General features: G+C 64.2%; 21 protein-coding genes and 1 pseudogene. 16 read left to right on the top strand and 6 right to left on the bottom strand.

Going from position 1 to position 22,193, the window contains the following annotated elements; genetic code table 11:
- On the bottom strand, positions 1–1,283 hold a 1,283-nt coding region (locus A985_RS24635), incomplete at its 3' end, for a helicase HerA-like domain-containing protein (RefSeq protein ID WP_232424556.1).
- Between the two features lie 467 nt (positions 1,284–1,750).
- Here A985_RS24635 and A985_RS0107940 point away from each other — a divergent pair.
- The 15 genes from A985_RS0107940 (at position 1,751) to A985_RS0107865 (ending at position 16,763) form a co-directional block, all read left to right on the top strand.
- Entirely contained in the window at positions 1,751–2,476 is a 726-nt protein-coding gene (locus tag A985_RS0107940) for a YebC/PmpR family DNA-binding transcriptional regulator (protein ID WP_017232872.1), read from the top strand.
- A gap of 1 nt (position 2,477) precedes the next feature.
- Positions 2,478–3,755 (top strand): phosphoribosylamine--glycine ligase, encoded by a 1,278-nt coding sequence (gene purD / locus A985_RS0107935; RefSeq protein WP_017232871.1) that lies wholly within the window; start codon positions 2,478–2,480, stop codon positions 3,753–3,755.
- A 303-nt stretch (positions 3,756–4,058) separates the two neighbouring features.
- Positions 4,059–4,943: a mechanosensitive ion channel family protein gene (locus A985_RS0107930; protein ID WP_017232870.1), complete on the top strand. Its 885-nt coding sequence runs from the start codon at positions 4,059–4,061 to the stop codon at positions 4,941–4,943.
- A 125-nt stretch (positions 4,944–5,068) separates the two neighbouring features.
- Entirely contained in the window at positions 5,069–6,004 is a 936-nt protein-coding gene (gene hemF / locus A985_RS0107925) for an oxygen-dependent coproporphyrinogen oxidase (RefSeq protein ID WP_017232869.1), read from the top strand.
- A 13-nt stretch (positions 6,005–6,017) separates the two neighbouring features.
- Positions 6,018–6,749, top strand: a complete 732-nt coding sequence (locus A985_RS0107920) for a nicotinate-nucleotide adenylyltransferase (RefSeq protein ID WP_017232868.1) — start codon at positions 6,018–6,020, stop codon at positions 6,747–6,749.
- 62 nt (positions 6,750–6,811) lie between these two features.
- Complete coding sequence (gene rsfS, locus A985_RS0107915; RefSeq protein WP_017232867.1) at positions 6,812–7,252, top strand: ribosome silencing factor; 441 nt, start codon at positions 6,812–6,814, stop codon at positions 7,250–7,252.
- Positions 7,253–7,279: 27 nt separating this feature from the next.
- Positions 7,280–7,750: a 23S rRNA (pseudouridine(1915)-N(3))-methyltransferase RlmH gene (gene rlmH, locus A985_RS0107910; RefSeq protein ID WP_017232866.1), complete on the top strand. Its 471-nt coding sequence runs from the start codon at positions 7,280–7,282 to the stop codon at positions 7,748–7,750.
- A gap of 263 nt (positions 7,751–8,013) precedes the next feature.
- Positions 8,014–9,345 carry a sn-glycerol-3-phosphate ABC transporter substrate-binding protein UgpB gene (gene ugpB / locus A985_RS0107900; protein ID WP_017232864.1) on the top strand — a complete coding sequence of 444 codons (1,332 nt, stop codon included), beginning with the start codon at positions 8,014–8,016 and terminating at the stop codon, positions 9,343–9,345.
- 157 nt (positions 9,346–9,502) lie between these two features.
- Positions 9,503–10,399 (top strand): sn-glycerol-3-phosphate ABC transporter permease UgpA, encoded by an 897-nt coding sequence (gene ugpA / locus A985_RS0107895; RefSeq protein WP_017232863.1) that lies wholly within the window; start codon positions 9,503–9,505, stop codon positions 10,397–10,399.
- Positions 10,396–11,241: a sn-glycerol-3-phosphate ABC transporter permease UgpE gene (ugpE, locus tag A985_RS0107890; RefSeq protein ID WP_017232862.1), complete on the top strand. Its 846-nt coding sequence runs from the start codon at positions 10,396–10,398 to the stop codon at positions 11,239–11,241. Before ugpA ends, ugpE begins: the two co-directional genes overlap by 4 nt.
- Positions 11,242–11,243: 2 nt before the next feature.
- Complete coding sequence (locus A985_RS0107885; RefSeq protein WP_017232861.1) at positions 11,244–12,341, top strand: sn-glycerol-3-phosphate import ATP-binding protein UgpC; 1,098 nt, start codon at positions 11,244–11,246, stop codon at positions 12,339–12,341.
- Positions 12,338–13,117 (top strand): glycerophosphodiester phosphodiesterase, encoded by a 780-nt coding sequence (gene ugpQ / locus A985_RS0107880; RefSeq protein WP_017232860.1) that lies wholly within the window; start codon positions 12,338–12,340, stop codon positions 13,115–13,117. The genes A985_RS0107885 and ugpQ overlap by 4 nt, the downstream gene beginning before the upstream one ends.
- Positions 13,118–13,331: 214 nt before the next feature.
- On the top strand, positions 13,332–13,931 hold the full coding sequence (locus A985_RS0107875; protein ID WP_017232859.1) for a nucleoside triphosphate pyrophosphatase: 600 nt from the start codon (positions 13,332–13,334) through the stop codon (positions 13,929–13,931).
- A 45-nt stretch (positions 13,932–13,976) separates the two neighbouring features.
- Positions 13,977–15,446: a ribonuclease G gene (gene rng, locus A985_RS0107870; protein ID WP_017232858.1), complete on the top strand. Its 1,470-nt coding sequence runs from the start codon at positions 13,977–13,979 to the stop codon at positions 15,444–15,446.
- Between the two features lie 30 nt (positions 15,447–15,476).
- Positions 15,477–16,763, top strand: coding sequence for a cation diffusion facilitator family transporter (locus A985_RS0107865; protein WP_017232857.1), 1,287 nt, complete (start codon positions 15,477–15,479; stop codon positions 16,761–16,763).
- Positions 16,764–16,819: 56 nt separating this feature from the next.
- Here the strand turns inward: A985_RS0107865 and rfbC are convergent, their stop codons facing one another.
- Genes rfbC through msbA form a run of 5 tightly spaced genes read right to left on the bottom strand, consistent with a single transcriptional unit; the run spans position 16,820 to position 21,791 of the window.
- On the bottom strand, positions 16,820–17,368 hold the full coding sequence (gene rfbC / locus A985_RS0107860; protein ID WP_017232856.1) for a dTDP-4-dehydrorhamnose 3,5-epimerase: 549 nt from the start codon (positions 17,366–17,368) through the stop codon (positions 16,820–16,822).
- 43 nt (positions 17,369–17,411) lie between these two features.
- On the bottom strand, positions 17,412–18,299 hold the full coding sequence (gene rfbA, locus A985_RS0107855; RefSeq protein ID WP_017232855.1) for a glucose-1-phosphate thymidylyltransferase RfbA: 888 nt from the start codon (positions 18,297–18,299) through the stop codon (positions 17,412–17,414).
- Positions 18,300–18,306: 7 nt separating this feature from the next.
- A complete protein-coding gene (gene rfbB / locus A985_RS0107850; protein ID WP_017232854.1) occupies positions 18,307–19,371 on the bottom strand; it encodes a dTDP-glucose 4,6-dehydratase in 1,065 nt (354 codons plus the stop codon).
- A 29-nt stretch (positions 19,372–19,400) separates the two neighbouring features.
- Positions 19,401–19,982, bottom strand: a complete 582-nt coding sequence (locus A985_RS0107845) for a peroxidase-related enzyme (RefSeq protein ID WP_017232853.1) — start codon at positions 19,980–19,982, stop codon at positions 19,401–19,403.
- Positions 19,983–20,039: 57 nt separating this feature from the next.
- Positions 20,040–21,791, bottom strand: a complete 1,752-nt coding sequence (gene msbA, locus A985_RS0107840) for a lipid A export permease/ATP-binding protein MsbA (protein WP_017232852.1) — start codon at positions 21,789–21,791, stop codon at positions 20,040–20,042.
- A gap of 161 nt (positions 21,792–21,952) precedes the next feature.
- Here msbA and A985_RS29040 point away from each other — a divergent pair.
- Positions 21,953–22,193 (top strand): annotated as a pseudogene (locus tag A985_RS29040) (DEAD/DEAH box helicase); the annotation flags it as partial.

Below are 22,193 nucleotides of genomic sequence, written 5' to 3'. Positions count from 1 at the left end.
GGCGCGTCCGGCGCCTGCGGCACCGCCCCTCCGCCTGAGGCGGGCGGCACGTCGCCCTGGCGCGTCCGGGTGCGCCCGACCAGCACTTCGTAAGCCGACTCGCGATCCGCCGTTTTTTCGTACACGCCAGCCACGAGCGACGCGGCGATGAGCGCTGCACGCTCCTGCGGGGTAATCGGTCCGATGCGCGAAGCCGGCGGCGCGATGTACGCGCGCTCCGTCACGGCGGGACGCCCCTTCTCGTCGAGCAACGACACCAGCGCTTCGCCCACGCCCAGCTCGCCGATCACCGTTTCGATATCGAGCGACGGATTGGCGCGCATTGTCTGCGCCGCCACCTTGACCGCCTTTTGATCGCGCGGCGAATACGCCCGCAGCGCATGCTGCACGCGATTGCCCAACTGACCGAGCACGGTGTCCGGTACGTCGACCGGATTCTGCGTCACGAAGTACACGCCAACGCCCTTCGAACGAATCAACCGCACCATCTGCTCGATCCGCTCGAGTAACGGCTTCGGCGCCTCGTTGAACAACAAATGTGCCTCGTCGAAGAAGAACACGATCTTGGGCTTGTCGGGATCGCCCACCTCCGGCAGACGCTCGAACAGCTCGGCGAGCAGCCACAGCAGGAAGGTGGCGTAGATGCGCGGCGCGGCCAGCAGTTTGTCCGCCGCGAGAATGTTGACGATGCCGCGCCCTTGCGCGTCGGTCTGCATGAAGTCGTCGATATCGAGCATCGGTTCGCCGAAGAACTTGTCGGCGCCTTGTTGCTCGAGCGTGAGCAGCCCGCGCTGGATCGCGCCGACCGACGCGGCCGAGATGTTGCCGTACTGCGTGGTGAAGGTCGAGGCGTTTTCGCCCACGTGCTGGAGCATCGCGCGCAGGTCCTTGCTGTCGAGTAGCAGAAGGCCGTTGTCGTCGGCAATCTTGAAGACGAGATTGAGCACGCCGGTCTGCGTCTCGTTCAAGCCCAGCAGCCGCGAGAGCAACAGCGGACCCAGATCGGAGACCGTTGCGCGCACCGGGTGGCCCTGCTCGCCGAACACATCCCAAAGTGTGGCGGGGCTGCCATGCCAGTCGGGCGTTTCGAAGCCGAACTGGGCCATGCGCTCCTTAAGCTTGGGCGTTTCGGCGCCGGGCTGCGCGATGCCCGTCAGATCGCCTTTCACGTCAGCGAGGAACACGGGCACGCCGATGTCGGAGAAGGCCTGTGCCATGACCTGGAGCGTGACGGTCTTGCCCGTGCCGGTGGCCCCGGTAATCAACCCGTGGCGATTGCCCATGGCGGGCAGCAGGCCAAGAACGTGCTGGTCGTTGCGTGCGATGAGAAGCCGTTCGCCGGGGTCGCCGGCAGGGCTCGCAGCCCCGGTGGAGGCGGGCGGGGATGCCGTTGAGGAAGCGGCAAGCGACGAGGCTTGCGGCGGCACGGGCTTCTGGGGCATGAGAGACCTCGGCGGTAGACGCAGCGTGGCTCGTGACACGGCGCAGCAAACACCCGTGGCACGGTGCGGCGGCATGATAAAATTGCCTCCGATTATAGCGGCACGATGCCGCTCGGACTGCCCTGGCCCCGAAACGACGGGGGGACCGATGGGTCGACACGACCCATGGGCGCCAACGAGGCGATTCGGCAATTCGCGCCCGCGACCCCAGTGGTGGCGGGCGCGCCTGTTTCAATGGTTGGCCGCGCCGCACTGCGCTGGCCGGCAGAGGCTACTTCGCCGCACAGCGCGGCACGACGGAGAAATTCATGGCGGGTCATTCCAAATGGGCCAACATCAAACACAAGAAAGCGGCGGCAGATGCCAAGCGCGGTAAAGTCTGGACACGCCTGATCAAGGAAATCACGGTGGCCGCACGCCTGGGCGGCGGCGACGTCGACAGCAACCCGCGCCTGCGCCTGGCCGTGGAAAAGGCTGCCGACGCGAACATGCCCAAGGACAACGTCAAGCGCGCGATCGATCGCGGCGTTGGCGGTCTTGACGGCGCCAACTACGAAGAAATCCGCTACGAAGGCTATGGCATCAACGGCGCCGCGGTGATCGTCGATACCATGACGGACAATCGCGTGCGCACCGTCGCCGAAGTGCGCCATGCCTTCTCCAAGTTTGGCGGCAACATGGGCACCGACGGCTCGGTGGCGTTCCTCTTCACCCACTGCGGCCAGTTCCTGTTCGCGCCGGAGACGCCGGAAGACAAGCTGATGGACGTGGCGCTCGACGCCGGTGCCGACGACGTGATCACCAACGACGACGGCAGCTTCGAAGTCATCTGCCCGGCGAACGACTTCCAGGCCGTGAAGGCCAAGCTTGAAGCGGCCGGTCTGAAGGCCGAAGTCGCGGAAGTCACGATGAAACCGCAAACCGAAGTGGTCTTCACTGGCGAAGACGCCGTGAAGATGCAAAAGCTGCTCGACGCGCTCGAAAACCTCGACGACGTGCAGGAAGTATTCACCAACGCCGTCATCGAGGAATAAGATGAAGATTCTGGTTGTCGGCTCGGGCGGCCGCGAACACGCGCTGGCGTGGAAGCTTGCCCAATCGCCTCGTATTCAGTTGGTTTATGTCGCCCCGGGTAACGGCGGCACGGCGCTCGACGAGCGCCTGCGCAATGTCCCGATCAGCGATCCGAACGTGCTTGCCGAGTTCGCCGCGCGCGAAGGCATCGCGCTGACCGTGGTCGGCCCCGAAACGCCGCTCGCCGCCGGTATCGTCAACATCTTCCGCGCGCGTGGCCTGAAGATTTTCGGCCCGACGAAGGAAGCGGCGCAGCTCGAATCGTCGAAGGACTTCGCCAAGGCGTTCATGAAGCGCCACGGCATTCCCACCGCCGATTACGAAACGTTCTCCGACGCGGCCAGCGCCCACGCCTACATCAACGCCAAGGGCGCGCCGATCGTCATCAAGGCAGATGGCCTCGCCGCAGGCAAGGGCGTGGTCGTGGCGATGTCGCTCGACGAAGCGCATCACGCCGTCGACATGATGCTCGCGGACAACAAGCTCGGCGACGCCGGTGCCCGCGTGGTGATCGAGGAGTTCCTGCAAGGCGAGGAAGCCAGCTTCATCGTGATGGTCGACGGCAAGAACGTGCTGCCGCTCGCCACGTCGCAGGATCACAAGCGCCTGCTCGATCACGATCAGGGACCCAATACCGGCGGCATGGGCGCGTATTCGCCCGCACCGATCGTCACGCCGCAGATCCATGCGCGCGTGATGCGCGAGATCATTCTGCCAACCGTGCGCGGCATGGAAACCGACGGCATCCGCTTCACGGGCTTCCTGTACGCCGGTCTGATGATCGACGCGCAAGGCAACGTCAAGACGCTCGAATTCAACTGCCGCATGGGCGACCCCGAAACGCAGCCGATCATGGCGCGCCTGAAGGGCGACTTTTCGGTCGTGGTCGAGCACGCGATTGCGGGCACGCTCGACAAGGTCGAACTCGACTGGGACCGCCGTTATGCGCTGGGCGTGGTGCTCGCGGCGCACGGCTATCCGGACACGCCGCGCAAGGGTGACCGAATCTCCGACGTGCCGGCCGAGACCGCCGAATGCGTCACGTTCCACGCGGGCACCCAGCTCGAGAACGACGTGCTGACGGTGACGGGCGGGCGGGTGCTGTGCGTGGTTGGCTTGTCCGACACCGTGCGCGGCGCGCAGAGCGTGGCGTACCAGACCGTCAATCAAATCAATTTCGACGGTATGCAGTATCGTCACGATATCGGCAACCGCGCACTGGCGCGCAAACCGGAGTAAGCCCGCCGAAGTCAGGCAACGGGCGTCAGGTCGGCCACGCTTGAAGGCAGACCTTGAAGCGCCAAATCGTTGTGCTACGGCCCGGAGACGTCATGTCGTCCGGGCCGTTGTCGTTTTGGCGGGCGTTTTAGCGGCCGTTCTGGCGGCACCACGACCGCGAATGCCGTCACGGCGTCGCGATTGACAAGCGCGGAGCAAGTTGGCACGCTGACACGGCGCGGGTGCGTCACCACCGCGCGTCCGGCCAGCCCCGGCGGAATGCATACAGTTTTCCCGACAGACCCTCGCTCGACGGAGACTTACATGTTCGATCTCGACAAGCTGGTCAACGATTATCTGATGCCGTTCGGCCTGAAGATTGTGATGGCCGTCGTCATCTGGATCGTCGGCGGTATCGTCATCAATGTGGTGGCGCGGCTCGTGCGCAGCGCCATGACTCGCCGGGCCATCGATCCCACCCTCGTTCGTTACACCGAATCGACGCTGCGCATCGCCTTGCGCATTGCGCTGATCATTTCCATCCTCAGTGTCTGCGGCATCGAGACGACTTCGTTCGCCGCGCTGCTCGCCGCCGCCGGCATCGCCATCGGGGCGGCCTGGTCCGGACTCCTGTCGAACTTCGCCTCCGGCATCTTCCTCATCGTGCTGCGCCCCTTCAAGACCGGCGACATGATCAGCGCAGGCGGCGTGACCGGGGTGGTCGACGAGATCGGCCTGTTCGTCACCACGCTCACGACGGCGGACAATCTGCGGGTGTACGTCGGCAACACGAAGGTCTTCGGCGACAACATTACGGTGTACGACGCCAACGCGTTTCGCCGCGTCGACTTGACGGCGCAGCTCGCCCACACGGTCGATGTGCAGGACGCGATAACGCGCCTGAAGGCACGCATCGCGCAGATCCCGAACGTGATGAGCACGCCCGCGATCGATGTGGTGATTCTCGAATTCAATCCCGCCGGGACGGTGCTCGCGGTGCGTCCGTACTGCCACAACCGCGATTACTGGCAGGTATATTTCGATACCAACCGGGCCATCGCCGAGGTGGGTGGCATGGCTCAATGGCCGGTGCCGGCGCCGCGTCAGATCCTCATGCCGCCGCCGGGCGACCCTGGCAAAGGCATGCCCATTGCGCCCGCGGGCGGCGCGCCAGCGGCCAGTCCTCTGCCCAACGCGCCAGCGCCGTGACCGCCAACGCTTGATGCAGGTCATTCGGGCGGCATTCGGCGCCACCGTTTGCCGCGTCGGCCTGCCCCCGACCGCGTGGCTGCCGGTACAATCGCGGTTATTACCACGCATCGGGACGTCACAGAATGACAGCGCAAGACGCCGCACCGGCGCCGGATACGGGCGCAGTGCGAACTTATCTGCTCGGGCTTCAGGACCGCATTGTCGAAACGCTCGGGCGCCTCGACGGCAAACGCTTCCTCGCCGACGACTGGCAACGTCCGGCCGATAGCGCACTGCGCGGGGACGGCCGCACCCGCGTGCTCGACGATGGCGACTTCTTCGAGCGCGGCGGCGTGAACTTCTCTCATGTGGTCGGCGACAAGCTGCCAGGTTCGGCCAGCGCCTCCCGCCCGGAGTTGGCCGGGCGTGGCTTCGAAGCCCTCGGTGTCTCGCTCGTGCTGCATCCGCGCAATCCGTACTGCCCGACTGTGCACTTCAACGTGCGCATTCTGATCGCCACGGCTCCCGGCCAGTTGCCCGCGTTCTGGTTCGGCGGCGGTATGGATCTCACGCCGTACTATCCGTTCGAAGAGGACTGCCGGCACTTTCATCAGACCTGCAAGGACGCGCTCGATCCGTTCGACACCGCGTGGTATCCGCGTTTCAAGACGTGGTGCGACGAGTACTTCTACCTGAAGCATCGCCAGGAGCCGCGCGGCATCGGCGGCATCTTCTTCGACGACTTCTCGGGCGGCGGTTTCGACACGGGCTTCGCCGTCATGCAAAGTGTGGGCGATGCCTTCCTCGACGCTTATGTCCCGATCGTCGAGCGCCGTCGCGGCATGCCCTACGGTGAGCGCGAACGGGATTTCCAGGCCCACCGGCGTGGCCGCTATGTCGAATTCAACCTGGTCTGGGACCGTGGCACCCATTTCGGCCTGCAATCGGGGGGGCGCACCGAATCGATCCTGATGTCGATGCCGCCGATCGTGAAATGGCACTACGACTGGAAACCCGAGCCGGACACCCCGGAAGCGAAGCTCTATACCGACTTCCTCGTGCGCCGCGAGTGGGTGTGAAGGCCGGCCGCGAATGACCGTCTCCTCCGCTACTGGGCACGACGCCACGCATCCGTCGCCCGCCAGTCCGATCCGGCGCATCGGCGTGCTCGGCGGCACGTTCGATCCGATTCACACCGGGCACCTCGCGCTCGGCGCACTGTTCGCGCGCACACTCGCCCTCGACGAACTGATCCTGATGCCAGCCGGCCAGCAGCCGCAAAAGCAAGGCAGCACCGCGGCCGAACATCGTCTGGCCATGACACGCCTCGCCGCGGAGCAACTCGCCGCAGCGCTCGCGCGCACGCAACCGTCCACCCGGTTGCGCGTCAGCACGCGCGAGATCGAGCGCGCCGGGCCGAGCTACACCGTCGATACGCTGCGCGAGATGCGCCGTGACCTGGGCCCGCAGGTCTCGCTCTCGCTGCTTATCGGCTCCGACCAACTGGTGCGCCTGGATACCTGGCACGCCTGGCGCGAGCTGTTCGACTACGCGCACGTCTGCGCGGCCGCGCGACCCGGTTTCCGCTGGGCCACCGCCTCCTCAGAACTGCGCCAAGTCTTCGCCGAACGGGAAAAGTCCGCGCTCGGGGTACAATCCACGCCATGCGGCGGCATACTGATCGACAACTCACTGGCTGTCGACATCTCCGCCACCGAGTTGCGCGCCACGCTGGCGCACGCGCGAGACGCGGCCACGCCCCCGGCGAATCTGCCCGAATCCGTGTGGCATTACATCCGCGCGCAACACCTGTATCGCGCCTGACGGCCCTTGGCCCTTACCCGGTCGCCGCTTCGGCGCTCCCTGTTTCACCAAAAAGACGCACTATGGATATTCGTAAACTTCAGCGCCTGATCGTCGACGCCCTCGAAGACGTCAAGGCCCAGGACATCAAGGTGTTCAACACCGAGCACCTCACCGCCCTGTTCGAGCGCGTGATCATCGCGAGCGGCACGTCCAATCGCCAGACCAAGGCGCTCGCCGCAAGCGTGCGGGACAAGGTCAAGGCCGCCGGCGGCGACATCGTCAGCATGGAAGGCGAAGACGTCGGCGAATGGGTGCTGGTCGACACGGGCGACGTCATCGTGCACATCATGCAGCCGGCCCTGCGCCAGTACTACAACCTCGAAGAGATCTGGGGCGAGAAGCCCGTGCGCCTGAAAGCGGCCGGTACCAAGGCCGGCGCCAAGGCCAGCGCGGAAGATCACGAAGACGACGAGGACGACGCCGTCGACGCGCCGGCCCCCGCACGCCGCAAGGCAAAGTAAGCCGGCACTGCGCGGAACTCAGCCGACATGCGTCTGTTCATACTCGCGGTCGGGCACAAGATGCCCGGCTGGATCGAGACCGCTTTCGCCGAGTACGCCAAGCGCATGCCGCCCGAGCTGCGTATCGAACTCAAGGAAATCAAACCGGAGCAACGCTCCAACTCCCGCACGGCCGAGACGGTGATGGCGGCCGAAGCGCAGCGCATCGATGCGGCCCTGCCGCGTGGCTGCCGCCTCGTGTGCCTGGACGAACGCGGACAGGACCTCACGACGATGCGTCTGGCCCAATCGCTCACCGGCTGGCAGCAAGACGGGCGCGACGTGGCGTTCGTGATCGGCGGCGCAGACGGCCTCGACCCGGCCCTCAAGGCGCGCGCCGACACCCTCATCCGGCTCTCCAGCCTGACGATGCCCCACGGTATGGTGCGGGTATTGCTCGCCGAGCAGCTCTACCGCGCGTGGAGCATCAATGCCAATCATCCCTATCACCGCGTCTGACGACACACCAGGTCAGAAATAAGTCGGAAATAAGTCAATTCGTCTTGTGCGGTGCAACGTCGCGTTGCGCCGCACGCCAAATCGCGCGCAACGCCTCGCTGCCCGGCATCCCCAGACGATTGTCAATCCCCTTAGACGCCGCCATGCAACACGCGTTGTGCGCTGCGGGTGGAAAAAACACAATGACGTGGTAGTCTAGCCCGCGCTGCAAGGTTCGCACCGCGAACAACAACTAGACTTCTCGTGAACCACCGGAGATTGGCATGAAGCAACCGTCCCTGCGAAGTATCGTTTTGGCCGGCGTTGGCGCTGCAATGGCGTTCGGCATGAGCACGTCGGCCCTGGCCGCAACCGAGATTCAGTTCTGGCACTCGATGGAATCGGCCCTCGGCGATCGCGTCAATCAGATCGCCAACGATTTCAACGCGTCGCAAAGCGACTACAAGATTGTCCCGATCTACAAGGGCAACTACGAGCAGGGACTGGCCGCCGGTATCGCCGCGTTCCGCGCCGGTAACGCACCGGCCATTCTTCAGGTGTACGAAGTGGGTACGGCCACGATGATGCAAGCCAAGAAGGCGGTCAAGCCGGTGTGGCAAGTCATGAAGGACGCCGGCGAGCCGTTCGACGAAGCGGCGTTCGTGCCGACCGTGGCGAGCTACTACGCGGACAGCAAGACCAACCATCTCGTGTCGATGCCGTTCAACAGCTCGACGCCGGTGCTGTATTACAACAAGGACGCCTTCAAGAAGGCGGGCCTCGATCCGAATACCCCGCCGAAGACCTGGGCCGACGTGAAGACCGACGCCGAGAAGCTCAAGGCCGCCGGCCTGTCGTGCGGTTTCAGCACCGGCTGGCAGGGCTGGACGCAACTCGAAAACTACAGCGCCTGGCATGCCCTGCCGTTCGCCACGAAGAACAACGGCTTCGACGGTCTTGACGCCAAGCTGAACTTCAACGGCCCGCAGCAGATCAAGCACATCCAGTTCCTGGCCGACATGGCCAAGGAAGGCACGTTCACGTATGTGGGCCGCAAGGATGAAGTGACCTCGAAGTTCTACAGCGGCGACTGCGGCATTGCCATCACCTCATCGGGCGCCCTCGCCAACATCGCCAAGTACGCCAAGTTCAGCTATGGCGTGGGCATGATGCCGTACGATGCCAACGTGAAGGGTGCACCGCAGAATGCCATGATCGGGGGCGCCAGCCTGTGGGTGCTCGCTGGCAAATCGTCCGCCGAGTACAAGGGCGTGGCCAAGTTCCTGAACTACCTCGCGTCGCCCGCGGTGGCGGCGAAGTGGCACCAGGATACCGGTTACCTGCCGGTGACGAAGGCCGCCTATGAACTGACCGAGAAGCAAGGCTTCTACGCGAAGAACCCCGGCGCCGACGTGGCCATCAAGCAGATGCTCAACAAGCCGCCTCTGCCGTTCACGCGGGGTCTGCGCCTGGGCAACATGCCGCAGATTCGCACGGTGGTCGACGAGGAACTCGAAGGCGTGTGGAGCGGCAAGCAAACGCCCAAAGCCGCGCTGGACAAGGCCGTTGCGCGTGGCGACGAGCTGCTGCGCCGCTTCCAGAAACAAGGCGGCTAAGCCGTCCTCAAAACGCACGATCGCGAACGCCAAGCCGGCGAATTGGCGAATGAATGGCGTTCGCGGCGCGCATTGCGGCGTTACCGTCGCGACGTTACTATGACCACCCGGCCCGTCGACAACACGGGCCGGGTTGGTTTTTTCTGCTCATTACGTTATGGCGCATAACTCCAGAGAACGCCCTCGCTTCGGAACCGGCTGGCTGCCCTACGCGCTCGTCGCCCCGCAGCTCCTCATTACCGTCGTGTTCTTCCTGTGGCCCGCGGGCGAGGCCCTGTGGCAATCGACATCGGCGCAGGACGCCTTTGGGCTGTCCAGTGAGTTCGTCGGCCTGGACAACTTCGTTTCGCTATGGCGCGACCCGCTCTACCTCGCGTCGTTTCGCACCACGATGATCTTCAGCGGGTTGGTGACGGTCTGCGGACTGGTCATCTCGTTGCTGCTCGCGGCCATGGCCGACCGGGTCACGCGGGGCAAGCGCACCTACCAGACGCTGCTCATCTGGCCCTACGCGGTGGCACCGGCCATCGCGGCCGTACTGTGGGCCTTCCTGTTCAATCCGAGCATCGGGCTTGTCACCTACGGCCTGGCGAAGCTCGGCATCGAGTGGAATCACGCGCTCAATGGCGGCCAGGCGATGTTCCTCGTCGTGCTCGCCTCGATCTGGAAGCAGATCAGCTACAACTTCCTGTTCTTCTACGCGGGTTTGCAGGCGATTCCGCGCTCGCTCGTGGAAGCGGCGGCCATCGACGGCGCCGGGCCGATCCGGCGCTTCTTCGGGCTGGTGTTGCCGCTGATTTCGCCGACGACGTTCTTCCTGCTCGTGGTCAACCTCGTGTACTCGTTCTTCGACACGTTCCCGGTGATCGATGCCGCGACCGGCGGTGGGCCGGGTCAGTCGACCATGACGCTGATCTACAAGATCTACTCGGAAGGCTTCAAGGGGCTCGACCTCGGCAGCTCGGCTGCCCAGTCGGTGGTGCTGATGGTCATCGTCATCGTGCTCACGGTCGTGCAGTTCCGTTTCATTGAACGCAAGGTGCAATACGCATGATCGAGAATCGTCGCGGCCTGGATATCTTCTGCCACGTCATGCTGGTCATCGGCGTGCTGTTGGTCGTCTTCCCGCTCTATGTGGCGTTCGTCGCCGCCACCATGAACGAGCGCGAAATCTTCAACGTTCCGTTGTCGCTCATCCCGAGCACGCACCTGCTCCAGAACCTTGCCACCGTGTGGAATCAGGGCACGGGCGATTCCGCCATGCCGTTTGGGCTAATGCTCGGCAACAGCCTGTTCATGGCGCTGGTCATCACCATCGGCAAGATCTCGGTGTCGATCCTGTCGGCCTTCGCCATCGTGTATTTCCGTTTCCCGTTGCGCAATCTGTTCTTCTGGCTGATCTTCGTCACGCTGATGCTGCCGGTCGAAGTGCGGATCTTCCCAACGGTACAGGTGATCTCGACCCTCGGCCTCATCAACACCTACACGGGCATGACGCTGCCGCTTATCGCGTCGGCCACGGCCACGTTCCTGTTCCGGCAGTTCTTCATGACGCTGCCCGACGAACTCGTCGAAGCCGCGCGCATCGATGGCGCCGGCCCGATGCGCTTCTTCGTCGACGTGGTGTTGCCGCTCTCGAAAACGAACATCGCGGCGCTGTTCGTCATCACCTTCATCTATGGCTGGAATCAGTACCTGTGGCCGATTCTGGTGACCAACGCCCCGTCGATGACGACGGCCGTGGTCGGCATCAAGAGCATGATCGGCAGCGGCGACACCGCCACCCAATGGCAACTCGTCATGAGCGCCACGCTGCTCGCCATGTTGCCGCCCCTCGCGGTGGTCCTGCTCATGCAGCGTTGGTTCGTGCGCGGTCTGGTCGATTCGGAAAAGTAATCATGGCAAATCTCAAACTCCATCGCGTCAAAAAAACCTACGACCGGAAGAACTATGTCCTGCACGGTGTCGACATCGACATCGAAGACGGCGAATTCGTGGTCATCGTCGGCCCCTCCGGTTGCGGCAAGTCGACGCTGCTGCGCATGGTGGCCGGCCTCGAATCGGTCAGCGAAGGCAGCATCCTGATCGGCTCGCAAGTCGTCAATGAACTGGAGCCGAAGGATCGCAATATCGCGATGGTGTTCCAGAACTACGCGCTTTATCCGCACATGGATGTGCGCCAAAACATGTCGTACGGCTTGAAGATCCGCGGCATCGACAAGAAGATCATCGACGAGCGCGTGCTCACCGCCGCACGCATTCTGGAACTGGAACCCCTGCTCGCACGCAAGCCGCGCGAACTCTCGGGCGGTCAGCGCCAGCGCGTGGCCATGGGCCGCGCGATCGTGCGTGAGCCCGCGGTATTCCTGTTCGACGAACCGCTCTCGAACCTCGATGCCAAGCTGCGTGTGCAGATGCGTCTGGAAATCCAGCGGCTGCACGCGCGCCTCAAGACCACCAGCCTGTATGTCACCCACGATCAAATCGAGGCGATGACGTTGGCGGATCGCGTGATCGTCATGAACAAGGGCTACGCCGAGCAGATCGGCACCCCGACGGATGTGTACGAGCGCCCCGCATCGCTGTTCGTGGCGAGCTTCATGGGCTCGCCCGCCATGAATCTGCTCAAGGGCCGCGTAGACTCGGAAGGCCGTACGTTCGAGGTCGACGGTGGCGGGCCGGCCCTGCGTCTGCCGCCCACGAGCATGGCGTATGCCAACCGTGAACTCATGCTCGGCGTGCGCCCCGAACATCTGGTGCCCGCCGAGCAGCACAACGGCCTGGGTGCCTTTGCCGCGCAGACCAACATCCTCGTCGATCAGCTCGAACTGCTCGGCGCCGACAATCTGGCGCATGGCCGCTGGGGCGAGCAGCCCGTCACGGTGCGTCTGCCGCACGAGATGCGGCCGGCGGCGGGTACGGTGGTGCCGCTGGCCATCTCGGCCAAGGCGTTGCACCTGTTCGATCCGACGACCGGCAAGCGAGTCGAAGCATGACCGCCCCCTCGACACCGACGCGTTTGTGGCCCGCCTGGCCCTATCCCCGCATCGTCGCGCACCGTGGCGGCGGTAAGCTGGCCCCGGAAAACACGTTGGCCGCGTTCGAGATGGGGGCCTCGCTCGGCCTGCGCATGGTCGAGTTCGATGCCAAGCTCTCGGCGGATAACACCGTCTTCCTGCTGCACGACGACACGGTCGATCGGACCAGCAACGGGCACGGCGCTGCCGCGCAAATGACCTACGCCGACATCGCAAAACTCGATGCCGGCAGTTGGTTTGGCGAGCGCTTCGCGGGTCAGGCGATGCCGACCCTCGCCCAGGTGGCCGAGCGCTGTATTGCGCTGGGGCTGGCGGCGAACGTCGAAATCAAACCGTGCCCGGGCCGCGAGGCGGAAACGGGCAAGCGGGTCGCCCAGGCCGTGCAGGCGCTGTGGGCCGGACAGGCCCAGCCGCCGTTGCTCTCGTCGTTCTCGTACGACGCGCTCGAAGCCGCGGCGGCCGCTGTCCCCGACCTGCCGCGCGGCATGCTGTACGAGGCCATTCCGGCGCATTGGCGCGAGGACGCCCGCCAGCTCGGCACCGTCTCGCTGCACGCGAGCCATCAGCCGCTCGACGGCCCGCAGGTCGCACAGATCAAGGCGGCCGGCCTGCAAATGCTGGTCTACACGGTCAACGATCCGGCCCGTGCACGTGAACTGGCGGCGTGGGGTGTCGATGCCATCTGCACCGACCGCATCGACCTGATCGGCGCCGACTTCCTCGCCGACGCTTGAACGCTTGCCCCGCGGAGTCCTCGGCAATCCGCGGCAATCCGCCCGTTTTCCCGTCGACATCGCCGTCTGCCCCCCGCGCGCGCTGGCGGGCGTGAGCGCAAGGCGGCATAATAGGGCGTTCCCCCTCGCCCAGCCCATCCCGCGGCCCGGTGCACGCGCTTGCCAGTCGTTGCGAAGCCGTGTGCCGGGCTGGACGAATTCAAGCCAAGCCGCCATGCCGTACATCTATCTCGCGTCGCAAAGTCCCCGCCGCCAGGAACTGTTGCAACAGCTCGGCGTTCGTTTCGAGCTGCTGCTGCCGGGCGCCCACGAGGACGCCGAAGCACTCGAAGCCGTGCTGCCGGGAGAGCCACCGGACGACTACGTGCAGCGCGTCACGCGTGCCAAGGCCGAAGCGGCGCTCACGCGCCTCGCCCGCGCAGGCCTGCCTGGCGCCCCCATTCTGGCGGCCGACACGACGGTATGCCTGGACGGCACCATCCTCGGCAAGCCTTTCGACGACGCCGACGCCTGTGCCGTACTCGCCCGTCTGTCGGGCACACGCCATCGTGTGCTGACCGCCGTGGCCGTCTGCGCCGACGGCCAGATCCATCAGGCAGTGAACATCTCGCATGTCTGGTTCCGGCCGATGCGCCGTGAAGAGATCGAGCGTTACGTCGCCTCGGGCGAGCCGAGAGGCAAGGCCGGGGCATACGGTATTCAGGGCAAGGCCGCCGAATTCGTGCTGCGCATCGATGGCAGCTACTCCGGCATCATGGGGCTACCGCTGTGCGAGACCGCCGCGCTGTTGCGCCAGGCCGGCGTCGACTTCTGACGCTTACCGAATTTGCCAAGCCTTATTGAGTCGGGTCGACACTCTATGAACGAAGACATTCTGGTCAACATCACGCCACAGGAAACCCGTGTGGCACTCATGCAGCTCGGTGCCGTGCAGGAATTGCACATCGAGCGCACGCTCTCGCGCGGCCTGGTCGGCAACATCTATCTGGGCAAGGTCGTGCGCGTGCTGCCAGGCATGCAATCGGCGTTCATCGATATCGGGCTGGAGCGAGCGGCGTTCCTGCACGTGGCCGATATCTGGCATCCGCGTACGAACAACGACACCTCCACGCCGCATCCGCAGCCGCCTATCGAGAAAACGGTGTTCGAGGGGCAGACGCTGATGGTGCAGGTCATCAAGGATCCGATCGGCACAAAGGGCGCGCGCCTGTCGACGCAGATCAGCATTGCCGGGCGCACGCTCGTCTACCTACCGCAGGAGCCCCACATCGGCATTTCGCAGCGCATCGAGAGCGAAGCGGAGCGCGAGGCGCTGCGCAGCAAGATCCAGGCGCTCGTGCCGGCCGACGAGAAAGGCGGCTTCATCGTGCGCACCATCGCGGAAGACGCGGCCGACGCCGAACTGGCGAACGACATCGCCTATCTGCGCAAGTCCTGGCAAACCATCGGCGAGCAGAGCACGCGCGTGCCTGCGCCTGCCCTGCTGTATCAGGATCTGAACCTTGCCCAGCGCGTGCTGCGCGATTTCGTGCACGAGGAGACGGGCAAAATCCTGGTCGACTCGCGCGAGACGTTCCAGAAGCTGGCCGAATTCGCGACCACTTATACACCGGCGGTGCTCGGCAAGCTCACGCATTACACCGGCGAGCGGCCGCTGTTCGACCTGTACAACGTCGAGACGGAAATCGAGCGGGCGTTGTCGCGTCGCGTCGATCTGAAGTCCGGCGGGTATCTGATGATCGATCAGACCGAGGCGATGACGACCATCGACGTGAACACCGGCGGCTACGTCGGCGCACGCAACTTCGACGACACGATCTTCAAAACGAACCTCGAAGCGGCCTTGATGATCGCGCGCCAGTTGCGGCTGCGCAATCTGGGCGGGATCATCATCATCGACTTCATCGACATGGAGAACACCGAGCATCGCGATTCGGTGCTCGCCGAACTGAAGAAGGCGCTCGCCCGCGACCGGACGCGCATTACCGTGAACGGCTTCTCCCAGCTCGGACTCGTCGAAATGACCCGCAAGCGCACGCGCGAGTCGCTCGCCCATGTGCTGTGCGAGCCGTGTGCCGTCTGTCAGGGCAAGGGACAGGTCAAGACGCCGCGCACGCTGTGCTACGACATTCTGCGCGAGATTCTGCGCGAATCGCGTCAGTTCAATCCGCGCGAATTCCGCCTGATCGCCTCGCAGGAAGTCGTCGATCTGTTCCTCGAAGAGGAGTCTCAGCATCTCGCGATGCTGATCGACTTCATCGGCAAGCCGATTTCGCTGCAGGTGGAGTCGTCGTTCCATCAGGAACAGTACGACATCATTTTGATGTAACCGCACTCAACGCTCCCACGTTCCGACGTCATGCCCTACTCGAACTACGACAACCTGGCGGCATCGAGCGAGGCGCTCGACAAACACGCTGTCGCGCGCAAGACAACCTGGGTCAGCATCTGGGTCAATATCGTGCTCACGACGGCGCAGATCGTCATCGGCATCTTCGCCCGTTCGCAGGCATTGATTGCCGACGGCATTCACTCGCTCTCGGACATCGTCTCGGACTTCGTCGTGCTGGCCGCCGCAAGGGGCAGCGCCCGTGCGCCGGACGCCGACCACCCCTACGGTCATAGCCGCTACGAAAACGCGGCGTCGTTGTTTCTTGGCGTCATTCTGCTCGTGGTGGGGGCGGGAATGCTCTGGCGCGGCATCGAGCGGCTGCTGCATCCGGAAGACATTCCGGAAGTGCACATGATCGCGCTGGTCGTTGCGGTTCTGGTGCTGGTCAGCAAGGAAGGCCTCTTTCGCTATATGCTGCGCGCCGCGCAGCGCGTGCGCTCGGCGATGCTCGTGGCCAATGCGTGGCACGCGCGCTCCGACGCGCTCTCGTCGCTCGTCGTGGCGTTCGGTATTCTGGGCAACCTTGCGGGCTATCGCATTCTCGACCCGCTGGCCGCCGCCCTCGTGGGACTGATGATCGGACGCACCGGGTGGAAGTTCGGCTGGAACGCGTTGCAGGATCTCATCGATCGCGGCGTGGACGACGCCACGACTGTCACCATTCGGGAACGGCTACTCGCGACGCCCGGCGTGCGCACCATCGACATGCTGCGCACGCGGCGCATGGGCGATGAAATCGTCGTCGATGTGCACATCCTCGTCGATGCGCGTCTGTCGGTCTCGGAGGGACACTACATCGCGGAACAGGCGCGCGCGACGGTCATGCTGGAGCCGCAGATTCTCGATGTACTCGTACACGTCGATCCGGAGAGCGACACCAAGGGCACCGCATTGCAGCAATGGCCTGCGCGCTCGGTCGTGGTCAGCGCGGCAGAGGCGCTGTGCCGCGCCAATGCGCTGGCGCTGCACGACGTCAAACTGCACTATCTGAACAACGGGCTGGAAGCCGACGTGATTGTCGAAGGGCTGCGTGAACCGGCAAGTTCGGGCGCGGAGGGTGTGCCCATCGACGACGGCATCGAACCGTCGTCGCAGAGCGTGGCCGATGCGCTCACCGCGCGCTTTGGCCTGCGCGCCGTGAGAATACTGCGGGTGACGGGCGACACGTCTGCCGCACCGGGCGAGGCAGACGTCGCCAACCGCGCAGCGCCGCCCGCAAAAGCCACGGCCGCCGCCGGCCCCGCCGTCGATTGACGACCGGGCTGAAGCGGCCGAGGGTACCCCTACGGAACGGTGTTCCGTAGGCGACATCAGTCTTCGTGCCGGTACTCCGAGAACAGCATGCCCTGCCGATCCTTGTCCGAGACGATCGGCGTGATGCCGTCGAGCGGCCAGGGAATCGCAAGCGTCGGGTCGTCCCAGCGAATGCAGCGCTCGAACTGCGGCGCCCAGTAATCCGTGGTCTTGTACAGCACTTCGGCCGTCTCCGACGTCACCACGAAACCGTGGGCGAAACCTACCGGGATCCATAGCTGCTTCTTGCTTTCGGCGCTCAGCACCTCCGCGACCCACTTGCCGAAGGTCGGCGAGCCTTCACGAATATCGACCGCCACGTCGTAGATTTCGCCGTGCAGCACGCGCACGAGCTTGCCCTGTGGTTGCTTGACCTGGTAGTGCAGGCCGCGCAGTACGCCACGGACCGAGCGCGACTGGTTGTCCTGCACGAATGTGAGCGCCTCGCCGAGCGCGTTGTCGAAGCCGCGTTGGTTGAAGCTCTCGAAGAAATGGCCGCGAGCGTCGCCAAAGACCTTCGGTTCGATCACGCGAACGGCAGGAATGGCGGTGGGAGTCACTTGCATAGCGAGATACCGGTTAGGATCGAAGGAAAGCGTCGCGGCAAGCTCAGAACAACCGCTCGCGCAACATCGAGAGCAAGTATTGGCCGTAACCGGTCTTGGCGAGCGGTTGCGCGAGTGCCTCGATGGCGGCGGCATCGATCCAGCCGCGCCGGTATGCGATCTCTTCGGGGCATGCGACCTTCAGGCCCTGACGGCTTTCGATCGTCTGGATGAATGTGCTCGCCTCGAGCATCGATTCGTGCGTGCCGGTATCCAGCCATGCATAACCCCGCCCCATGATCTGGACGTTGAGCTTGCCGCGACGCAGGTATTCGTTGTTGACGTCGGTGATTTCCAGCTCACCACGCGCCGACGGCCTGATCGAGCGAGCAATCTCTATGACGTCGTTGTCGCAGAAGTACAAACCGGTCACGGCGTAGCGCGACTTCGGCGCCTTGGGTTTCTCGACGAGGTCGATGGCTTTGCCGCTTTCATCGAACGTCACCACGCCGTATCGCTCTGGATCGTGCACGCGGTAGGCGAACACAGAAGCCCCTTCCGTCTGGTTATTCGCTGCCGAAAGTAGTGACGCGAAATCGTGGCCGTAGAACAGATTGTCGCCAAGCACCAGCGCGCATGGGTCGCGACCGATGAAGTCCGCGCCGATCAGGAATGCCTGCGCCAGTCCGTCCGGCGACGGTTGCACGGCGTATTGCAGGTTCAATCCCCACTGACTGCCGTCGCCCAGCAGTTGCTCGAAGCGCGGCGTGTCCTGCGGCGTCGAGATGATCAGCACGTCCCGAATCCCCGCCAGCATCAGCGTGGACAACGGGTAATAGATCATCGGCTTGTCGTAGACCGGGAGCAACTGCTTGGAGACGGCGAGCGTCGCCGGATACAGTCGGGTGCCGGAGCCGCCCGCGAGAATGATGCCCTTGCGCTTGATACTCATGCGTGCCTCAGTCGTTCTTTTGATAGTGCGTTTCGATCCAGCGCTGGTATTCGCCTGACTGCACCTGGCGCACCCACTCCCCGTTGGCGAGGTACCACTGTACCGTCTTGCGCATGCCGGTCTCGAACGTCTCGGCCGGGCGCCAGCCCAGTTCGCGCTCGAGCTTGCGCGCGTCGATGGCATAGCGGCGGTCGTGGCCCGGCCGGTCGGTGACGAACGTGATCTGATCGCCGTACGATTTGCCGTCGGTGCGCGGCGACAGTTCATCGAGCAGTGCACACAGGTGCTTCACGACCGACAGGTTGTTCTGCTCGTTCCAGCCGCCCACGTTGTACACCTCGCCCGTGACGCCTCTGGCGAGCACCTCGCGAATGGCGGAGCAATGGTCGCCGACATACAGCCAGTCGCGCACGTTGCTGCCGTCGCCATAGATCGGCAACGGCTTGCCGGCCAGCGCATTGGCGATCACCAGCGGGATAAGCTTTTCGGGGAATTGGTACGGGCCGTAGTTGTTCGAGCAGTTGGTCGTGAGCACCGGCAGGCCATAGGTGTGGTGATAGGCACGCACCAGATGGTCGGAACCGGCCTTCGACGCCGAGTACGGGCTGTTGGGGGCGTACGGCGTGGTCTCGGTGAAGGCCGGATCGCTCGGGCTCAGTGAGCCATAGACTTCGTCCGTCGAGACGTGCAGGAAGCGGAAGGCATCGCGCGCCTCGCCGTCGAGCGTTCCCCAATAGGCGCGTGCGGCTTCGAGCATCGTGAACGTGCCGACGATGTTCGTCTGCACGAAGTCACCTGGGCCGTGGATGGAACGGTCGACGTGGCTCTCCGCCGCGAAGTGCAGCACCGCGCGCGGCCGATGCGCGGCGTACAGCCGACCGAGGGCGTCGCGGTCGCAGACATCGACTTGGGCAAAGCGATGCCGCCGGTCATGCTCGATACCCGCAAGATTGGCGAGATTGCCCGCGTAAGTCAGCTTGTCGATGGTCAACACAGGTTCGTCATGCTGCACGAGCCAGTCAAGAACGAAATTCGCACCGATAAACCCGGCACCGCCAGTCACAAAGATCATGGGCTAAAAATAAAGAAGGGGGAGCGGCCTTACTTGCGCGGCACGCGTCCCATCAAAAAGAATTCGTCGTTCGGCCGCATCGAAATGGCGTTGGCGATGCGGTTGGACATGCCGAAAAACGCCGTGATCGCGGCGATGTCCCAGATGTCCTCGTCGTCGAGACCGTGTTGGCGCAGCGCCGCGTAATCGTCGTCGCCGACTTCGTGGGAGCGCTCGCACACCTTCATCGCATAGTCGAGAATCGCCCGCTGACGCGCGCTCAGGTCCGCCTTCAGATAGTTGACGGCCACCTGATCGGCGAGCAGCGGCTGCTTTTCATAAATGCGCACCAGCGCACCGTGTGCAACGACACAATACAGACACTGATTCACCGCGCTCGTGGCGACCACGATCATCTCGCGTTCGCCTTTGCTCAGATTGCCTTCTTTGGCCATCAGCGCATCGTGATACGCAAAAAAAGCGCGGAATTCAGCGGGGCGATGCGCCAGCGTGAGGAACACGTTCGGGATGAAGCCGGCCTTTTCCTGCACGTCGTCGATACGTGCCCGAATATCGGCCGGCAACGCGGCAAGGTCGGGCACAGGGAAACGGCTGATCGGCGGCTGACTCATCGTGATCTTCTCCAGGTCGGGCGGATAAGCGCTGACGTTCGCGACGCGACGGCGACGTCAGGCGTCCTGCTGCTGCGCGTACTGAATACGGTGCAGATGCGCGTAGAGGCCATTATGCGCCACCAGCGCCTGGTGCGAGCCCTGCTCCACGATGCGGCCATGTTCGAGCACGACGATCCGGTCGGCGCGCTCAATGGTCGAGAGGCGGTGCGCGATCACCAGCGTGGTGCGCCCTTCCATCAGGACTTCCAGCGCGGCCTGCACGTGACGCTCGGACTCCGAATCCAGCGCGGACGTTGCTTCGTCCAGGATCAGGATAGGAGCATCCTTGTAGATCGCGCGTGCGATGGCCAGACGTTGACGCTGACCGCCCGACAGGCGCATGCCGTTGTCGCCCACGAGCGTTTCGACGCCTTCGGGCATGGCCGCGACCGCGTCGGCCAGATTGGCCGCCCGCAGCGCTGCCTGCACGCGCTCGGCGTCGATCTCTTGGCCGTAAGCCACGTTTGCGGCGATGGTGTCGTTGAACAGCACGACGTCCTGGCTCACGAACGCAATTTGACGACGCAGATCGGCCAGGCGCAGGTCCGTCAGCGCAATGTCGTCGAGCAGAATCCGGCCACCGGTCGGATCGTAGAAGCGCGGCACCAGATTGACCAGCGTGGTCTTGCCGCTGCCGGAGGGCCCCACCAGCGCCACCATCTCACCGGGCGCCACCTCGAGCGAGATCCGATCGAGCGTCGGACGCTCGCTGGCACCATAGTGGAAGCTCACCTGATCGAACGTCACGCGCCCCTTGGCGCGCTCGAGCGTGCGCTCGCCGCCGGTCGGCTCGACTTCGACGTCCATGACTTCGAAAATCAGCTCCGCGGCCGTCACGCCACGCTGCAGCGGCTGGTTGACATCCATCAGATGCTTGAGCGGGGAGACGACCAGCAGCAGCGCCGTGACGAAGGCCGTGAAGCCGCCCACGGTCATCTCGCCCGAGGACGACTCGATCATCGCCACCGTAATGACGATGGCCAGTGCCAGCGAGGCGAGGGCCTGCGTCACCGGCTGCGCCAGACCGCCTGAGACGGTCACGCGCATGGCATAACCGCGCAGCGTGCTCGTCATCTTGTCGAAGCGCGACTTTTCGTACGCTTCGCCGTTGTGAATCTTCACCACCTTGTAGCCACCCACGGCTTCTTCGACCACGTATGACAGCGCATTGGTCAGCGTTTGCTGTTCGCGGTTCAAACGACGCAGGCGCCGGTTGATCTTGCCGACGAGCCAGCCGATGAACGGCAGAATCACAGCCACGACGAGCGTAAGACGCCAGTTCAGATAGAACAGGTAGCCCAGCAGGCCGACGACAGTGAGCGAATCGCGCACGAGCGTGATGAGCACCGTGGTCAGTACGCCGAGCACCTGGTTGACTTCATAGACGAGTGCATTGATGAGCGTGCTCGTCGTCTCGCGTTGATAGAAGACGGCCGGTGCATGCAGCAGGCGGTCGAACATGCGCACCCGCAGGTCGAGCAGCACGCGGTTGGACACCCACGAGAGCATGTAGTTGGCCGAATATTGCGCTACCCCCCGGATGACAGCCAGACCGATCACGGCGGCAGGCACGTACCACAGATTCCATGGATCCTGGCCCGAGAACCCCTTGTCGAGCACCGGCTTGAGGACGGCCGGAATGGCCGCTTCGGTCGCGGCCACGAGCGCCATGGCGAGAACGGCCAGCAGGCCCATGTGCCAATACGGCTGAAGATAGCCCAGCAGACGCCGAAGAATCGGTCCGACGGGCTTGTGCGGTGCGCTCATGTAGGTGGGGGACGGCGGAAAAACCGCTATTCTATCGTACCGGCCGGTCTTGCCGGGACACGTCCGAGCCTGACTCGGACATCACCGCAAAATTCATCACAATGGCCGCGCTCGGGGCCGATGCGCGCCGCAGCCGGGGGGGAACCGGTATACTCCCGCCCATGGCAAGCGCACTCGAAGTCCTCCGTACCGTATTCGGCTATAACGCATTCCGTGGCGATCAGGCCGCCATCGTCGACCACGTGGCCGACGGGGGCGACGCGCTTGTGCTGATGCCGACCGGCGGCGGCAAGTCCCTGTGTTATCAGATCCCCGCGTTGCTGCGCCCCGGCATCGGCATCGTCGTCTCGCCGCTCATCGCGCTCATGCAGGACCAAGTCGATGCGCTGCTGCAAGCCGGGG

Origin of the sequence: Pandoraea sp. B-6, assembly GCF_000282835.1 — a bacterium.
Taxonomy (GTDB): Bacteria; Pseudomonadota; Gammaproteobacteria; order Burkholderiales; family Burkholderiaceae; genus Pandoraea; species Pandoraea cepalis.
This window is presented reverse-complemented; position numbering and strand designations above follow the sequence as displayed.

What these genes read in the sequence shown, in the direction of transcription:
- A985_RS0107940 (WP_017232872.1), top strand. Translation starts at nt 1,751, where the DNA reads ATGGCGGGTCATTCCAAATGGGCCAACATCAAACACAAGAAAGCGGCG.
- purD (WP_017232871.1), top strand. Translation starts at nt 2,478, where the DNA reads ATGAAGATTCTGGTTGTCGGCTCGGGCGGCCGCGAACACGCGCTGGCG.
- A985_RS0107930 (WP_017232870.1), top strand. Translation starts at nt 4,059, where the DNA reads ATGTTCGATCTCGACAAGCTGGTCAACGATTATCTGATGCCGTTCGGC.
- hemF (WP_017232869.1), top strand. Translation starts at nt 5,069, where the DNA reads ATGACAGCGCAAGACGCCGCACCGGCGCCGGATACGGGCGCAGTGCGA.
- A985_RS0107920 (WP_017232868.1), top strand. Translation starts at nt 6,018, where the DNA reads ATGACCGTCTCCTCCGCTACTGGGCACGACGCCACGCATCCGTCGCCC.
- rsfS (WP_017232867.1), top strand. Translation starts at nt 6,812, where the DNA reads ATGGATATTCGTAAACTTCAGCGCCTGATCGTCGACGCCCTCGAAGAC.
- rlmH (WP_017232866.1), top strand. Translation starts at nt 7,280, where the DNA reads ATGCGTCTGTTCATACTCGCGGTCGGGCACAAGATGCCCGGCTGGATC.
- ugpB (WP_017232864.1), top strand. Translation starts at nt 8,014, where the DNA reads ATGAAGCAACCGTCCCTGCGAAGTATCGTTTTGGCCGGCGTTGGCGCT.
- ugpA (WP_017232863.1), top strand. Translation starts at nt 9,503, where the DNA reads ATGGCGCATAACTCCAGAGAACGCCCTCGCTTCGGAACCGGCTGGCTG.
- ugpE (WP_017232862.1), top strand. Translation starts at nt 10,396, where the DNA reads ATGATCGAGAATCGTCGCGGCCTGGATATCTTCTGCCACGTCATGCTG.
- A985_RS0107885 (WP_017232861.1), top strand. Translation starts at nt 11,244, where the DNA reads ATGGCAAATCTCAAACTCCATCGCGTCAAAAAAACCTACGACCGGAAG.
- ugpQ (WP_017232860.1), top strand. Translation starts at nt 12,338, where the DNA reads ATGACCGCCCCCTCGACACCGACGCGTTTGTGGCCCGCCTGGCCCTAT.
- A985_RS0107875 (WP_017232859.1), top strand. Translation starts at nt 13,332, where the DNA reads ATGCCGTACATCTATCTCGCGTCGCAAAGTCCCCGCCGCCAGGAACTG.
- rng (WP_017232858.1), top strand. Translation starts at nt 13,977, where the DNA reads ATGAACGAAGACATTCTGGTCAACATCACGCCACAGGAAACCCGTGTG.
- A985_RS0107865 (WP_017232857.1), top strand. Translation starts at nt 15,477, where the DNA reads ATGCCCTACTCGAACTACGACAACCTGGCGGCATCGAGCGAGGCGCTC.
- rfbC (WP_017232856.1), bottom strand. Translation starts at nt 17,368, where the DNA reads ATGCAAGTGACTCCCACCGCCATTCCTGCCGTTCGCGTGATCGAACCG.
- rfbA (WP_017232855.1), bottom strand. Translation starts at nt 18,299, where the DNA reads ATGAGTATCAAGCGCAAGGGCATCATTCTCGCGGGCGGCTCCGGCACC.
- rfbB (WP_017232854.1), bottom strand. Translation starts at nt 19,371, where the DNA reads ATGATCTTTGTGACTGGCGGTGCCGGGTTTATCGGTGCGAATTTCGTT.
- A985_RS0107845 (WP_017232853.1), bottom strand. Translation starts at nt 19,982, where the DNA reads ATGAGTCAGCCGCCGATCAGCCGTTTCCCTGTGCCCGACCTTGCCGCG.
- msbA (WP_017232852.1), bottom strand. Translation starts at nt 21,791, where the DNA reads ATGAGCGCACCGCACAAGCCCGTCGGACCGATTCTTCGGCGTCTGCTG.